Annotated in this window: 16 protein-coding genes; 4 read left to right on the top strand and 12 right to left on the bottom strand. The window is 64.3% G+C overall.

The features are described 5' to 3' along the window. Nucleotides 1-82: 82 nt before the first annotated feature. Nucleotides 83-508, bottom strand: coding sequence for a hypothetical protein (locus tag EB815_RS05615; protein WP_056574661.1), 426 nt, complete (start codon nt 506-508; stop codon nt 83-85). 315 nt (nt 509-823) lie between these two features. On the opposite strand from EB815_RS05615, the gene EB815_RS05610 reads away from it, so the two are divergent. Then, nucleotides 824-1,186 (top strand): hypothetical protein, encoded by a 363-nt coding sequence (locus tag EB815_RS05610; protein ID WP_056574659.1) that lies wholly within the window; start codon nt 824-826, stop codon nt 1,184-1,186. Here EB815_RS05610 and EB815_RS05605 read toward each other — a convergent pair. The 9 genes from EB815_RS05605 to rplS form a co-directional block, all read right to left on the bottom strand. Then, nucleotides 1,170-2,384 (bottom strand): GGDEF domain-containing protein, encoded by a 1,215-nt coding sequence (locus EB815_RS05605; RefSeq protein ID WP_056576408.1) that lies wholly within the window; start codon nt 2,382-2,384, stop codon nt 1,170-1,172. The genes EB815_RS05610 and EB815_RS05605 overlap by 17 nt on opposite strands. A 105-nt stretch (nt 2,385-2,489) precedes the next feature. Continuing rightward, nucleotides 2,490-3,686, bottom strand: a complete 1,197-nt coding sequence (locus EB815_RS05600) for a GGDEF domain-containing protein (RefSeq protein ID WP_056574657.1) — start codon at nt 3,684-3,686, stop codon at nt 2,490-2,492. Between the two features lie 277 nt (nt 3,687-3,963). Next, nucleotides 3,964-5,373: a 3-isopropylmalate dehydratase large subunit gene (gene leuC, locus EB815_RS05595; protein WP_056574655.1), complete on the bottom strand. Its 1,410-nt coding sequence runs from the start codon at nt 5,371-5,373 to the stop codon at nt 3,964-3,966. A gap of 379 nt (nt 5,374-5,752) precedes the next feature. Then, nucleotides 5,753-6,388: a class I SAM-dependent DNA methyltransferase gene (locus EB815_RS05590; RefSeq protein ID WP_056574652.1), complete on the bottom strand. Its 636-nt coding sequence runs from the start codon at nt 6,386-6,388 to the stop codon at nt 5,753-5,755. Nucleotides 6,389-6,443: 55 nt separating this feature from the next. Beyond that, nucleotides 6,444-7,256: an amino acid ABC transporter permease gene (locus tag EB815_RS05585; RefSeq protein WP_056574650.1), complete on the bottom strand. Its 813-nt coding sequence runs from the start codon at nt 7,254-7,256 to the stop codon at nt 6,444-6,446. 84 nt (nt 7,257-7,340) lie between these two features. Continuing rightward, nucleotides 7,341-8,138, bottom strand: a complete 798-nt coding sequence (locus tag EB815_RS05580) for a transporter substrate-binding domain-containing protein (protein ID WP_056574648.1) — start codon at nt 8,136-8,138, stop codon at nt 7,341-7,343. 157 nt (nt 8,139-8,295) lie between these two features. Beyond that, a complete protein-coding gene (locus EB815_RS05575) occupies nt 8,296-8,832 on the bottom strand; it encodes a MarR family winged helix-turn-helix transcriptional regulator (protein WP_081295002.1) in 537 nt (178 codons plus the stop codon). Further along, a complete protein-coding gene (locus EB815_RS05570) occupies nt 8,829-9,242 on the bottom strand; it encodes an organic hydroperoxide resistance protein (RefSeq protein ID WP_056574646.1) in 414 nt (137 codons plus the stop codon). Before EB815_RS05570 ends, EB815_RS05575 begins: the two co-directional genes overlap by 4 nt. A 155-nt stretch (nt 9,243-9,397) precedes the next feature. Beyond that, nucleotides 9,398-9,943 (bottom strand): 50S ribosomal protein L19, encoded by a 546-nt coding sequence (gene rplS / locus EB815_RS05565; protein ID WP_027042867.1) that lies wholly within the window; start codon nt 9,941-9,943, stop codon nt 9,398-9,400. 328 nt (nt 9,944-10,271) lie between these two features. Here rplS and EB815_RS05560 point away from each other — a divergent pair, with 328 nt between their 5' ends. Continuing rightward, nucleotides 10,272-11,024 (top strand): sulfite exporter TauE/SafE family protein, encoded by a 753-nt coding sequence (locus EB815_RS05560; RefSeq protein ID WP_056574644.1) that lies wholly within the window; start codon nt 10,272-10,274, stop codon nt 11,022-11,024. Here EB815_RS05560 and trmD read toward each other — a convergent pair. Further along, the gene (trmD, locus tag EB815_RS05555; protein ID WP_056574642.1) at nt 11,006-11,704 is read right to left on the bottom strand and encodes a tRNA (guanosine(37)-N1)-methyltransferase TrmD; all 699 of its coding nucleotides are present in this window, start codon (nt 11,702-11,704) and stop codon (nt 11,006-11,008) included. The genes EB815_RS05560 and trmD overlap by 19 nt on opposite strands. Continuing rightward, nucleotides 11,701-12,300, bottom strand: coding sequence for a ribosome maturation factor RimM (rimM, locus tag EB815_RS05550; RefSeq protein ID WP_056574639.1), 600 nt, complete (start codon nt 12,298-12,300; stop codon nt 11,701-11,703). Before rimM ends, trmD begins: the two co-directional genes overlap by 4 nt. A 147-nt stretch (nt 12,301-12,447) precedes the next feature. Here rimM and EB815_RS05545 point away from each other — a divergent pair, with 147 nt between their 5' ends. Together EB815_RS05545 and EB815_RS05540 are read left to right on the top strand one after the other, a co-directional pair. Beyond that, nucleotides 12,448-13,386, top strand: a complete 939-nt coding sequence (locus EB815_RS05545; protein ID WP_056574636.1) for a tyrosine recombinase XerC — start codon at nt 12,448-12,450, stop codon at nt 13,384-13,386. Between the two features lie 300 nt (nt 13,387-13,686). Next, complete coding sequence (locus tag EB815_RS05540; protein ID WP_056574634.1) at nt 13,687-14,754, top strand: TraB/GumN family protein; 1,068 nt, start codon at nt 13,687-13,689, stop codon at nt 14,752-14,754. The last annotated feature ends 1 nt before the right edge of the window (nt 14,755 follow it).

Genomic DNA, 14,755 nt, shown 5'->3' with positions numbered 1-14,755 from the left:
CCGGCGGCCGTTCGCCTCAATCGATTAGAAGCCGGCACAGCGTTCGCTGCAGTGCGATAGGCCGCCGCGGTTTACGCAGGCCTTATCGCCTGCAGGTCTGTGGCGTCGAGCCCCTCTTCATCACCAGCGCCTCGCGCCCGTCGATCACGATTGCGTCATGCGTCGCTGCCTCCTGGTAGCGGCTGGACTGATTGGCGGGCGACGCCGCGAACTCCTCGGTCGCGCCATCGGGTCCGACCACATGCAATGACGAGCCGAGATTCTGGATGGTGATCATGCCGTTGTTGCCGCATCTGTAGGTGGCCGTGCCGATGCCGGATCGCGGCGCGGTCAGGTCGGTGGTGATCTTGGTCGCCGGTGCCGAGGGCGGCGGGGCCGCGACGGACTGCAGAGCCGGCGGGGGCGGGACGGTGTTGGCCGCCTTCGGCGCGCCATCCTGAGGCACGCACGCGGCAACGATGGCGAGCAACGGGAAAACGGACACCCAAACCGTCCCGCGTAACGCCATATGCTGTCCTCCCGCGCGGCAGACTAGCCACGATGCCGCGCCAAGATCAAGGTTGCCCCAGCGTTACCCTCGGATCGCTTCGATGCCGGCCGCGATGGTGCGGCCAAGCATGGCCGAATGATGGCCGCCCGGTTTTTGTCCAGACGGATATTAACCATGTTTGTCGAGACATCGCCGACAAACGCGCTGGCCTCTTAACAAAGGTTAAGAAAAGGTTAATTTCTGATTCGAGGAGGCTGTGCATGTCGCTCCAAAGTGCGTCGGCGGTTTGGGCAACGACATGCATCCCATCAAACCTCGAACACGGAGGACGCCATGCGTTCGAACTCTGGCAGATCGCGCCTTGCGGCGATCATCATGGCGGCTTCGGTTGCCGGCCTGGCTGTGCCGGCGCTCGCCGGGACCCGTCATCAGGACCGCGTCTACGCCGATTCCTTCGGCAATCTCGTCATCGACAGCGCCGCCGGCTACAAGCGCATCCTCGTCGGTGAGGGCAGACTGGCCAAGCAACTGTCCGACTACACCAGTGCCGGCCAGCCCAAGGTGATCTACCAGAACGAATCCGACGAGATATCGGGCTACAGCGATTGCTACCGGCCGCCGGTCTTCATCAAAGGCCGCAGCTACATGTACGGACTGTCCGACGGCGAAATGCCCGAACTCAGCCCCTGCCGCTAGCGCTGGCTTCCGACCCGGCCGACACCTGGACATCCGCCGGCCCGGCGGAGATGCGTACGCAGTCGCGGCCGGCATTCTTCGCCTGATAGAGCGCCTCATCGGCGCGCCGCATGAGATCGGCAATCTCCTCGCCCGGATGAAGTTCGGCGACCCCGAAACTCGCCGTGCAGCGATTGTCCACGGGCAGCCCGTCGATGGGCAGCGCGCCGAAAGCGCTGCGCGTGCCTTCGGCGAACAACCGGCCGGCGGCGAGGTTGGTCCCGGGCAGGATGATTGCGAACTCCTCGCCGCCGAGGCGGCCCGCGACATGGTGGCCGGCGGCGGCTTCGCGCAGGAAACCGGCAAAGGTCTCGATCACGCGGTCGCCGGAGGCATGGCCGAAACTGTCGTTGATGCCCTTGAAATGATCGAGATCGGCGATGACCAGGGCGACCGGCACGCCTTGCCGCAGGGCGCCAAGCAGCGCGAGCTCGGCCTGTCGCGTGAAGGCACCACGATTGAGCAATCCCGAGAGCGTGTCCGTCTCCGACTTGGACGTCACTTCGGCAAGCACGTCACGAACCAGGATGGCCAACATCAGCAGCGCCAGTGCCAGGGCAAAGACAGTGCCGAGCGATTGTGAAACCAGCGCGTAGTTGCTTTGCAGATAGGCCTGCGGATTGGCCCCCCAGCCGCCAAGCGCATGCGCGATGAACGGCTTTGAGGCGAATTGGAGCCCGCTGGCGGCCAGCACGGCCATCAGGATGCGATCGAGTCGGCCATGCCTTTGCCTCGACGACCAGACGATGGCCAGCCCGACGAATTGCATCACGGCATAGGGAAGCTGGTAGGCCATCATGCGCGCCAGCGACTGGCGCGGCAGGTCCTGGACGAGATAGACCGCGATGGTGGCGGCAAGCAGGAAGAACAGCATCGCCGGCCACGGCGGCGCGACGCCGTATTTGCGGGCCAGTCCGGCATTGAAGGCAATTGTGGCGCCGAGGAAAACCGCGAAGGCGGTCACCACCGGCAGCCGGGCATCGGTGAAGGCGGGAATGCTGAATTCGATGGCCGAGTAGGCCATGCCCAGGACATAGCCCGATGCAAACCATCGTGCCGGGACGCGGCCGGCATCATGGAACGCGACCGCCATGAAGGATGCCGCCAGCAGGCCGGCAACCGACAGATTGATCAGCAGGATGAAGTTGGCGCCGCTCATCTTTTTTCGCATTCCCCGAAAAGTGTGAAGCGGTTCTCGGACGACATCATGCTCTATCTCTTTTGATTGGGACGGATTCAGATTTCAGGTCGATTCGCCCTGAAATCATCCGGCTCTGGACGGCTCCGGCACGAACACCGCCTCCGGCCGTTCAAAGGAAAGGCGCACACTGTCGCGGCCGTTCTTCTTGGCCTTGTAGAGCGCTTCGTCGGCACGTCGCATCAAGGGTTCCAGCGCTTCCTCGCCGCTGCGGGCCGCCACGCCGAAGCTGGCGGTGACCTTGGTGCCGGCGGGGAGCCCGTCGATGCCGCCTGCCGAATAGAGCGTGCGCACGGCCTCGGCGAACAGCCGCGCGGCGGCGAGATCGCTCAACGGCAAGAGCACGGCGAATTCCTCGCCGCCGATGCGCCCGGCGGCACCCCGCGCGCCGGTGGCGGACCGGAGCTTGGCGGCGAAATCGGCGATCACCCGATCGCCGGCGGCATGACCGTGCACATCGTTGAGCGCCTTGAAATGGTCGAGGTCGGCCAGCACCAGCGCGACCGGAAACTTCGCCGCCGCGCAACGCTGCAACAGGAACTCGGCGCGCTCCTCGAAGCCGCGCCGATTGAGCAGGCCCGACAGCGGGTCGGTATGCGTCTCGGCCTTGAGCGCCTTCATCACGTCGAGTGCGGCGGCGGTGAACAGACAAAGCGCGATCAGCAGCGACAAGAGCGCATGCGACAGCAACGCCGTCGTCCAGTAGGACGAACCGTAGAAACCGTCATAGCTGGTGAACGGCCCATGCGCGATGACGACGACAAGGGTGCGCACGAAGAAATTCAGGCCCGACAGCAGGGACAGTAGGAACAGGATCTTCTCGGTTGGGCCATTGTTGCGCACCGGCCGCAATTCGGCGGCGACCAGCAGGCTGATGCCACCGAAGGCGAAATTCATCGCCAGGATGCGCCAGGTGAGATCCGGCTCGACGAACAGGAACCAGCAAAATGACGCCAGGCCGCCGCCTGCCAGCACGCCGATGCCCACATGGGGTACCTTGCGGCCGTAGCGGGCGACGATGGCCCCCGACAGGCAGCAGCCGGCGATGGTGAAGCAGATGTTGGACACCAGCTTGGTCAGCGCCATGCCGATGGGCAAGGTGAAATACTGGAACAGGAAGCCGGGTGCCGAAACACAGTAGCTGAACGCCAGCACGGCCAGATAGGGGCGGTGGCGCTGATAGGTCCATAGCACGAGGAAGGCCGCGCCGAGGGCCAGCGCGATCGTTGGATTGAGCAGCGCTATGAACAGGCCGGTGTCCAAAGGACCGTGACTTCCCCTCGTTTGACGTCGCGTAAGAGTGTAGAGGGCAAGCCCAAACAAGCGGTTAAGCCCAGAGCATGATGCCGAAGAGTGTGAAGCGGTTTTCGGACGACATCATGCTCTATCTCTTTGATTTAGAGACGGATTCAGATTTCAGGTCGATTCGACCTGAAATCATCCGGCTCTAGGCGAATATGCGGGCCGCTCGAATGAAAATGACCCCGGAGCCGCGATGCGGCCCGGGGTCTTTCATACGTGGAAACGTGTGGACCGGCTGTTATTTCCAGTCGCGGATGTCGACGAAGTGGCCGGCGATCGCCGCCGCCGCCGCCATTGCCGGCGAGACCAGATGGGTGCGGCCCTTGAAGCCTTGCCGGCCCTCGAAATTGCGGTTCGAGGTCGAGGCGCAGCGTTCATGCGGCTTCAGCCGGTCGTCATTCATGGCGAGACACATCGAGCAGCCCGGCTCGCGCCAGTCGAAACCGGCGGCCAGGAAGATCTTGTCGAGGCCCTCGGCTTCCGCCTGTTCCTTGACCAGGCCCGACCCCGGCACGATCATGGCGTTGACGCGCGGATTGACGGTCTTGCCCTCGATCACCTTGGCGGCGGCGCGCAGATCCTCGATGCGGCCATTGGTGCAGGAGCCGATAAAGACGCGGTCGAGCGCGATGTCCGTGATCTTTGTCCCCGGCGTCAGGCCCATATAGTCGAGCGCGCGCTGCTTGGAGGTGCGCTTGTTTTCGTCGGTGATATCGTCCGGGTTCGGCACGATGCCTTGCACGGAGACGACATCCTCGGGCGACGAGCCCCAGGAGACGATCGGCGGCAGCTTGGCCGCGTCGAGCACGATCACCTTGTCGAAATGGGCGCCCTCGTCGGACTGCAGCGTCTTCCAATAGGCGAGCGCGGCATCCCAGGCGGCGCCCTTCGGCGCACGTGGCTTGTCCTTGACATAGGCGAAGGTGGTCTCGTCGGCCGCGATCAGGCCGGCGCGCGCGCCGCCCTCGATCGACATGTTGCAGATCGTCATGCGGCCTTCCATCGACAGCGAGCGGATCGCCTCGCCGGCATACTCGATGACATAGCCGGTGCCGCCGGCGGTGCCGATCTCGCCGATGATGGCCAGGATGATGTCCTTGGCGGTGACGCCTTCCGGCAGTTGGCCGTCGACGCGCACCAGCATGTTCTTGGCCTTGCGCTGGATCAGCGTCTGCGTCGCCAGCACATGCTCGACTTCCGACGTGCCGATGCCGTGCGCCAGCGCGCCGAACGCGCCATGCGTCGAGGTGTGGCTGTCGCCGCAGACGATGGTCATGCCGGGCAAGGTAAAGCCCTGCTCCGGGCCGATGATGTGGACGATGCCCTGGCGGATATCGTTCTCGGAATAATATTCGACGCCGAAATCCTTGGCGTTCTTGGCCAGCGCCTCGACCTGGATGCGGCTTTCCTCATTCTTGATGCCGAACTTGCGTTCGGGCGAGGTCGAGACATTGTGATCGACCACGGCCAGCGTCTTTTCCGGATGCCGGACCTTGCGGCCGCTCAGGCGCAGGCCTTCGAAAGCCTGCGGGCTGGTCACTTCATGGACGAGGTGGCGGTCGATGTAGAGCAGGCAGGTGCCGTCGTCCTGGCGGTCGACGACATGGTCGTCGAAAATCTTGTCGTAGAGGGTGCGCGGTGCGCTCATGTGCGTAAATCCGTCGATATGAGAATGGGAAAGAGCAGACGCCGGGCAATTCCCGGCGCGACGACCTGAACAGGTTGGCCTAGGTAAGTCGGCTGGTCAGCGCGCCGGACACGCGCGCGGAGAAGCGCGACGGCAGGCGTTTTCTGTCCTGCAGCACGAACCCCTTGTAGGCCGGATCGCCAAAAAGCTCTTCCATGGCGTGGCTCATACCAATGTTTTGGCTTTTCGGCAATTGCGGCGTGGCGGCGCGACTTCGGTCTGTCGCCCACGCTTCCACACCTTCAGGGGAGAGGAAGGGCACCAAGCGCGGCGAACGCGCGCCCTTCCTTCCCCCGTCGATCGGGGGAGAGGAAGGAGCCAAGGTTGGGGAACGCACCGCTCACAAAACCTCGAACACGAACGTCTTCACCAATGCATCGGGCTCGGCGATCGCGTAGCAGCGGAACCACGGGCTCTGTTCGACGAGCTGCCATTTGTTCGCTGTCGTGAGTTCGTCGAAGACTGCCTGGAAGCCGCCGCTTTCAAAGACCTGGTCGCGTACGGTGAAGATGGCGTGGCCACCCTTTTTGGTGATGCGCACCAGATCGTGCAGGCCGGATGCCGGAGCGTGGCTGATGGTGAACACACCCGTCGAGAAGAAGGCCCGGAAATAACCGTCCGGCCATGGCAGCGGCCCACCCAGCATCGCCTGTTTCAGCTCGCCATAGGCGTTGCGGCTGCCGGCGATCTTGAGCATGTCATCCGACAGGTCGAGCCCGGCAATGTCACGATAGCCAAGCGCCTTCAGCGACGGCCCGGACAGGCCGGTGCCGCAGCCGGCGTCTAGCAGCGGCCCTTCACCGGCCGGAACATAGCGCGCCACCCAGGCGGTGATGAGGAAGGGAAGCAGATAACCGAGCGAGGCGGTCTCGCTGTCATAGGTCGCGGCCCATGCGGCGTAGGCTTGCGCCAGCGATTCCGGCGTGTCGGCGCCATAGACGGAATCCAGCGCCGCATTGGCTTTGTCGACGATCATGAGACCTCCCCACACCTGTATGCCGACAGGATCGTAACCTGTCCGCGTCCAAAGACTATTCCTGGTGCTGGCGGCGCAAGCGCCGCTCCAGCGCCCTCAGCGCCAGCGACAGGCCGACGGTCAGGATGAGATAGATATAGGCTGTTATCGAATAGGTCTCGAAGAAGCGGAACGAGCCGGCGGCATAGACCTTGCCCATCTGGGTGATGTCGGCGACGCCGAGCACCGAGACCAGCGAGGAATCCTTGACCAGGGCGACGAAGTCATTGCCGAGCGGCGGCAATATGGTGCGGATCGCCTGCGGAAACACGATCAGCCGGAAGCGTTGCGCGCGGCTCAAGCCGAGCGCCTTGGCCGCCTCGATCTGGCCTTTCTCGACCGACTGGATGCCGGCCCGGAAAACCTCAGAGATGAAGGCCGAGTAGCCGATGGTCAACGCCATGATGGCGCGCCACAGCAGCGACACGTCGCGCACAAGAAGTTCGCCGAGATAGCCGGCGCTCTGCAGCGGCGCGGTCAGCGCGTTCCAGGCCGCGACGAAGCCCGGTGCGCCGGCAAACGCGATCCAGAACAGCAGCACCAGGATCGGCACGCCACGGATGATCTCGACATAGAAGCGGGCGATCTGGCGCAGCCAGGGCGACGCGGACAGGCCCATCAAGGCGATGCCGAGGCCGATGATCGACGCCAGGGCGAAAGCGACCACAGTGACGAAGACCGTGACGCCGATGCCCTTGGCGACGGTGGCAAAGACCTGGGCATAGAGATCGCTGGCCGCGATGAACAAAGCCGCCGCCAGGGCAAGGGCGGCGGCAACGGCAAGCCACCAGGGGAATTCGGCTTTGGTGGACGAGGACGAAGGCGCCATCAGGCGCGGCCGCCAAGGCAGCGTGCCAAGCCGGCCGGACCTGGCGCGAGTTCTACGTCACCCCACGAACGCGCCAAGACGAGTTCACTGCCCCATCTTGTAGTCGAGAAACCACTTCTTGTTCAGTGCGTCGAACGTCCCGTCCGCCTTGAGCGCGGCGATCGCGGCGTTGACCGGTTTCACCAGATCGGATCCCTTCGGGAAGATGAAGCCGAAATCCTCGGTGCCGAGCGGTCCGCCGATCAGCTTCAGCTTGCCGCCCGACGCATCGACATAGCCCTTGCCGGCGGTGCCGTCGGTCAGCACGACATCGACGTCGCCCGACTTCAGTGCCTGCACCGTGGCGCCGAACGTCTCGAACAGTTTGATGCGCGGGTTCTGCTCATTGCCGTCGAGCACGCTGTAGACGGCGGTGTAGAAGGGTGTGGTGCCGGCCTGCGCGCCGATCAGCCCGTCCTTGAAGGCCCCGAAGGTCTTGGCGTCGGTGAAGCGGCTTTCGTCGCCGCGCACCAGCATGAACTGCTCCGAGCGCATATAGGGATCGGAGAAATCGACCTTCGCCTTGCGGTCGTCCTTGATGGTGATGCCGGTCATGCCGATGTTGTACTGGTTGTCGGAAACGGCCTGGATCATCGCGTCCCAGGAGGTGTTCTGGTACTCGACCTTGAAGTTGAGCCGCTTGGCGATCTCGTTCATCGCGTCATACTCCCAGCCGATCTGCTTGCCGGTCTTGGCGTCGATGAACTGCAGCGGCGGATAGGCGTTTTCGGTCACCACCACCACCTTTTTGCCGCCGAGATCGGGCAGCGCCTGGGCGAAAGCGGCAATAGGCGCCAGGACGAGGGCAAGCAGGACGGCCAGCAGCAGTTTCGACTTGGTCATGAAACACTCCCGAAAATTGAAGGCGCCCGGATGGGCTCACAGGAAATCCGGCGCCGACTTTAGCTTTCCGCAAACGCCATGCAAGACGGTCCGCTGCGTCAGCGTGCGTGAAAGGGGATTCCGATGCCCTCAATTCAGGGATTTCGGGATGATCTGCTTATCTCGAGCCAGGGACCGGCGCTTGCGCATCCGCTGATCGATCATCGGTCGCGGCTTTGCGCAGACCGGCGACAAGATGGGTGAGTGTTGCGTGCAGGGCTTTCGCTTCGCCAGCCCCCAGTGGCACGCTGCAGGCGAGTGCGGCGGACACATCCTTCATGTGAGCACGCAGCGTCTGGCCCTTGGCCGTCGGCTCGACGAGCACCCGGCGCTCGTCGGCGGCATCGCGCCGGCGCGTGACGAGACCACTTGCCTCCATCCGCTTGAGCAGCGGCGTCAGCGTCGCGGAATCCAGGCCCAGCGCCTCGCCAAGCGCGCCAATGGTGCTCGGGGCGTGCTCCCACAGCGCCAGCATCACCAGATATTGCGGATAAGTGAGACCAAGCGGCTCGAGCAGCGGGCGATAAACCTTGGTCATCAGCCCGCTCGCCGAATAGAGCGCGAAACACAGCTGCTGATCGAGCCGCGGCACGTGAAATGTCCCGACCGCCTCCGCCGGGACATCCTTGGCTCTCGTTTCGACTTTTGTCGTCATGCCGCCTTTACCGAAAGCGCTACGTCGACATTGCCCCTGATGGCATTCGAATAGGGGCAAATCTTGTGTGCCTCCGATACAAGCGCCTCAGCGGCCGCCTGATCAAGACCTTTCGTCTCCGCCGCGAGCGCGACGCCGAGCTTGAAGCCCTCGCCATTGGGAAGCAGGTTGACGGTGGCGGTTATCGCGGCATCCTCGAGCGGCAGCTTCTGTTTGCGCGCGACGAAGCGGATGGCGCTCTCGAAGCAGGCAGCGTAGCCGATGGCGAAAAGCTGCTCGGGATTGGTGGCGCCGCCCGGCCCACCAAGCTCCTTGGGCATCGCCAGATCGACCTTGAGCAGGCCATCGCTGGTCTCGCCATGGCCGGCGCGGCCACCGGTGACGTGAGCCTGTGCGGTATAAAGTGCCATATCATGCCTCCAATTATCTTGTGCACGATTAGTTATCGTACAAGATAATATGCCGTCAATACCCGGATCCAATTTCCCAGGCCCGAGGCGCTCACAGTCCGGTGAAACGAAAAAAGGCGGCCGAAGCCGCCTTTTGAATAGGATTGCCGAAAATCTTATTCGGCCGGGGTCGCTTCAGCGGCCTTGGCGGCCTCAGCCTCGGCGGCGGCCTTCTTCTCGGCGGCTTCCTTGGCGGCGGTCTCGGCGGCCAGCGCCTGGGCTGCGGCGACCTTCTCGGCCTCGATGCGGGCCTTCTCGGCGTTCAGCGCGTCGCGCTCCTCGTCGTTGAGCTTGCGGGCGCGCACGCCGGTGTTTTCCGAAATACGGGCCGACTTGCCGCGACGGTCGCGCAGGTAATAGAGCTTGGCGCGACGCACCTTGCCGCGACGCACGATCTCGACGCCCTCGACCATCGGCGAGTAGACCGGGAACACGCGCTCGACGCCTTCGCCGTAGGAGATCTTGCGGACGGTGAAATTTTCCTGGAAGCCGGAACCGGCGCGGGCGATGACGACGCCCTCATAGGCCTGGACGCGGGTGCGGGTGCCTTCGGTCACGCGGACCTGGACGCGCACGGTGTCGCCGGGCTGGAATTCGGGAAGCTTGCGCTTGGCTTCGATCTTGGCGGCCTGCTCGGCCTCGAGCTGACGGAGAATATCCATCTCAATAGTCCACTTCTTGTTCTTCCGACAGTCAGAGCGCCCTGCGCTCGCCTTGCAGTTCCATTGACCGCTCGGCTATGTCCTTTGTCCCTGAGACATTTTTGTCTCCAAGACATCGGACAGGGGCGACTACACCGTCATTGTTGACGGGCCCGGCAGATTTTTCTTCCGGTTCGGCGCGCACATACAGCTATTTCGGCGCTTTGTCACGCCCGAGCACGACTCTTTTTTGCCTGCATGGCGCCATTGTAATACCGCCCGTGCCGGGTTGCGCCCGCCTGCCAAGCTTCCTAAGCCTGGAATACCACAGTTTCCGCGGCGGCATTCCATGTCTGTCTTCGACGCCATCCTGCTTTTCCTGGCGGGCTTCCTGTCCGGCGCTGCCAACGCGGTCGCCGGCGGCGGCACCTTCATCACCTTCGGCGCCATGACATTGGTCGGCTTGCCGCCGATCGTCGCCAACGCAACCTCCTCGGTCACGCAATTTCCAGGCTACATCACCTCGACGCTCGCCTATTGGACCGACATCCGCCACTTCTGGCGCGGCGCCCTACTGCTCTGTCTCATCTCGGCGATCGGTGCGCTGGCCGGCGCGCTGATCCTGCTGGCGCTCGACAATCCCTCGTTCCGCGCCCTGGTGCCGTGGCTGCTGTTGGCTGCAACGGCGCTGTTTGCCGCCGGACCATGGCTGAAGCCGGCGCCAAAACCAGGCCATGAGGCATCGGTTGGCTCGCTCGCCGGCTCGCTGGCGCAATTCACCACCGCCATCTATGGCGGCTTCTTCGGCGCCGGCATGGGCGTGATGATGCTGGCAACGCTCGGCCTGACGCAGTCCGGCGACTACCACCGGCTGAATGCGCTGAAGAACATGCTGGCCGTGGTCATCGCGGCTGTCGCCATCGTCGTCTTCGTCTCGGGTGGCGTCGTCGCCTGGCCGCAGGCAATCGTCATGATCCCGGGCGGTGCGCTGGGCGGCTATGCCGGCGTCTGGATCGCCAAGCGAGTGCCGCAGAACGTGGTGCGCGGCTTCGTCATCGCCGTCGGTCTGTTTCTGGCTTTTTATTATTTCGGCAAGGGCTGACCGCCAAGCAGATCCGGCCGCCGTTCTTTCGTCAGCGCTTCCGACTGCTCACGCCGCCATGCCGCGATCTTCTTGTGATTGCCGGAGATCAGCACTTCGGGAATCTCGCGTCCCTCGAATTCCTGCGGCCTTGTGTAGTGCGGATGTTCGAGCAGGCCGTTCTCGAAACTTTCTTCCTCGCCCGACACCGCATTGCCCATCACGCCGGGCAACAGCCGCACCACAGCGTCGAGCAGAACGAGCGCCGCCGGCTCGCCACCGGAGAGAATGAAATCGCCGATAGACACCTCTTCCAGGCCGCGGGCCTCGATCAGCCGCTGGTCGACGCCCTCGAAGCGGCCGCACAGGATGACGGCGCCCGGCCCGGCGGCAAGCTCACGCACCCTCGCCTGCGTAAGCGGTCCGCCGCGCGGGCTCATCAGCAGGCGCGGGCGTGGATCGCCTCCCGGCGAGGCATGGTCGATCGCCCTGGCCAGCACATCGGCGCGCATCACCATGCCGGCGCCGCCGCCGGCCGGCGTGTCGTCGACGGTGCGGTGCCTGTCGGTGGCGAAGTCGCGGATCTGGATCGCTTCCAGCGACCATGTGCCCGCCTCGAGCGCGCGGCCCGCCAGCGACAGGCCGAGGGCGCCGGGAAACATCTCGGGATAGAGCGTCAGCACCGAAGCCTTGAACGTCACCGGTTGCCCCCGGCGTCGCGCGGTCCGCGCGGCCTGCCCTTGGGGTCGAAGTCTTCCTCGCGTGGCGCTTCGCCATCCTCGTCCTCGACCAGGCCGGCAGCCGCCGGATCGATGCGGACAAAACCCTCGGCGATCGACACCTGCGGCACGGCGGCCTGCGTGAACGGGATCAGCACGCCCTTGCGGCCGGAAAGCGTCACGTCGAGGATGTCCCCGCCACCGAAATTGTGCACCGCGACCACCTTGCCGAGCGCGGCACCCGTATCGTCCCGGACCTCCAGCCCGATCAGGTCGGCATGATAGAACTCGTCCTCCTCGCCATCGTCGGGCAGCATCGAGCGGTCGACGAACAGCTCCGTGCCGGCGAGCGCCTCGGCGGCGTTGCGGTCGCTGATGCCCTTGAAGCGCACCACGACGACGGTGTTGGCCGGCCTTATGTCGGTTATCTGGAAGGCACGGCCATCCCTGGCATAGAGCGGGCCATAATCGGCCAGCGCCATCGGCTCGCCGGTGAAGGTTTTCACCCTGAGCTCGCCCTTGATGCCGTGGGCGGCGCCGATAACGGCCATCTGGACGGGGTTTTGCGGCTTGCTCATCGCGAAATATCCTTTGGCCTGCTCTAGCCCCAGCCCGGCGTCATTTCAATGATCGCCCACTGTCATTTCCCCGCTGTCATTTCCCCGCTGCCATTTCATTGACGGGCTCTTCACCGCTTCCTAACCCGGATACACCAAAATGCCGCCATGCAGGAATTTCTCATCCCGGCCAAACCCGATCTCCAGGCGGCACGCGAAAGCTGGCTGAAGATGCTCGCGCGTGAACGTCGCCTGTCATCCGAGACAGTGGAAGCCTATGAGCGCGACACGCGCCAGTTCCTGCATTTCCTTACCGGCCATTGCGGCGGCTCGCCCGGCATTTCCGATATCGCCAATCTGCGCCCGGCGGATCTGCGCGGCTTCCTCGCCGCCCGCCGCAACGAAGGCGTCGGCGCCCGCACGCTCGGCCGGGGTCTCGCCGGCATCCGTTCGCTGCTGCGTTTCCTGGAACGCCATGGCCTCGCCAACGCCGCGGGTGCCACAGCCCTGCGCGCGCCGCGCCAGCCCAAGTCGCTGCCCAAACCGCTGACTGCAAGCGATGCCAAACAGGTTGTGTCCATGGAAGGTCAACTGGCGGAAGAGCCCTGGATCGCCGCCCGCAATGCAGCCGTGCTGACGCTGCTCTACGGCTCGGGCTTGCGCATCTCGGAAGCGCTCGGCCTCGCCGGCGCCGACCTGGCCTCGGAGGCCGACACCGTGCTGCGCGTCACCGGCAAGGGCGGCAAGACGCGGCTGGTGCCGGTGCTGCCGGTGGCGCTCCGGGCAATCGCCGAATACCGCAGGCTCTGCCCCTATCATCTCGACCCGAAAGGCCTGTTGTTTCGTGGCGCGCGCGGCGGCCCGCTCAATCCGGCCGTCATCCAGCGCGACATGGCGAAACTGCGCTCGGCGCTCAACCTGCCCGACACGGCGACGCCGCACGCGCTGCGCCACTCCTTCGCCACGCATCTGCTCGGCAGGGGCGGCGATCTGCGCACCATCCAGGAGCTGCTCGGCCACGCCAGCCTGTCGACGACGCAGATCTACACCGGCGTCGACACGGCGAGACTGCTCGAAATCTACGAATCGGCGCATCCGAGGGCGTGAAACTGGCTTCGTCATACTAGAGCGAAGCTCCGTCGCGGACACCCTGGTATCCATGCCGTGACCCTCGGGCGTGGAATACTAGCGGAGCAGAATTCTGCACCGCTGCAACGCATTAACGTCACGGCATGGATCCTCGGGTCTGCGCTGCGTCGCTGCGCTCCTTGCTCCGCCCGTGGATGACGACGCGATGAGCGTTTCCGCAAACTACAAAGGGCACTTCATCCGACAGCTCATCGCACTGAGGACAATTTCATAGCGCCAATTAACCGTTTTGCCGCTTTTCATCCTTAGAAAGGTGCCATGAAACGCGTCATTGCCATCGCCGACCGTGCGGCTTCCATCTCGCTGAGGCTGCTTGTCACGCTCAACGTGCTGTTTTTCCTGTCCTTCCTTGCCATGCTGTTGTTCGCGGCGGGCAGGGCGCATGCGGAAATCCCGACCTGCACCGGCGCCGACATGGTGACGGCCCTGCAGAAGAGCAGCCCTGCAACCTACAGCAAGATCGAGGCGGAGGCCGCCGCGACACTCAACGGCAAAGGCCTGTTGTGGAAGCTGGAAAAACCAGGCGAACAGCCATCCTACCTTTTCGGCACCATGCACATGACGGACCCGCGCGTCACCACGCTGCCGCCGGACGCGCAGAAAGCCTTTGACGCCGCCGGCACCCTCATCATCGAAACCACCGACGTGCTCGACAAGCAGAAGATGATGACGGCGATGCTCAAGGAGCCGGACCTGATGATGTTCACCGACTCCACGACGCTGTCGTCCTTGCTGACGCCGGACGAAGCAGCGGCCATGAATGCCGCGCTCGATGCGCGCGGCATTCCGCCGGCAACGGTCGCCAAGATGAAGCCTTGGATGCTTTCGGCCATGATGGCGCTTCCGGCCTGCGAACTCGCCCGCCAGTCCGGTGGCGCCCCTGTGCTCGACGTCAAGCTGGCCGAGGGCGCCAAGGCCGCGGGCAAGCCGGTTGAGGGGTTGGAAACGGCCGAGAGCCAGCTGCGCGCCATGGCCTCGCTGCCGCTCGCCTTTCACATGAAGGGCCTCGTCGACACGCTGAAACTCGGCGACAAGGTCAACGACATCAACGAGACCATGATCCTGCTCTACCAGCGCGGCGAAACCGGCATGTTCTGGCCGCTGTTCCGCGCCGCCATGCCCGAAGAGCAGAACGACGCGACCGGCTATGCGGCCTTCGAGGAAACCATGATCACCAGCCGCAACAAGGTGATGATCGATCACGCCGAGCCGATCCTGGCCAGGGGCAACGCCTTCATGGCGGTCGGCGCGCTGCACCTTCCCGGTCCCGAGGGACTGGTCGAGGATTTTCGCAAAGCCGGCTATACTGTCACCGCCGTCAATTGAG

This window comes from Mesorhizobium loti, from assembly GCF_013170705.1.
In the GTDB taxonomy this organism is placed as follows: Bacteria; Pseudomonadota; Alphaproteobacteria; order Rhizobiales; family Rhizobiaceae; genus Mesorhizobium; species Mesorhizobium loti_D.
The sequence above is the reverse complement of the archived record's forward strand: the minus strand, read 5'-3'. Positions and strand labels throughout refer to the sequence as shown.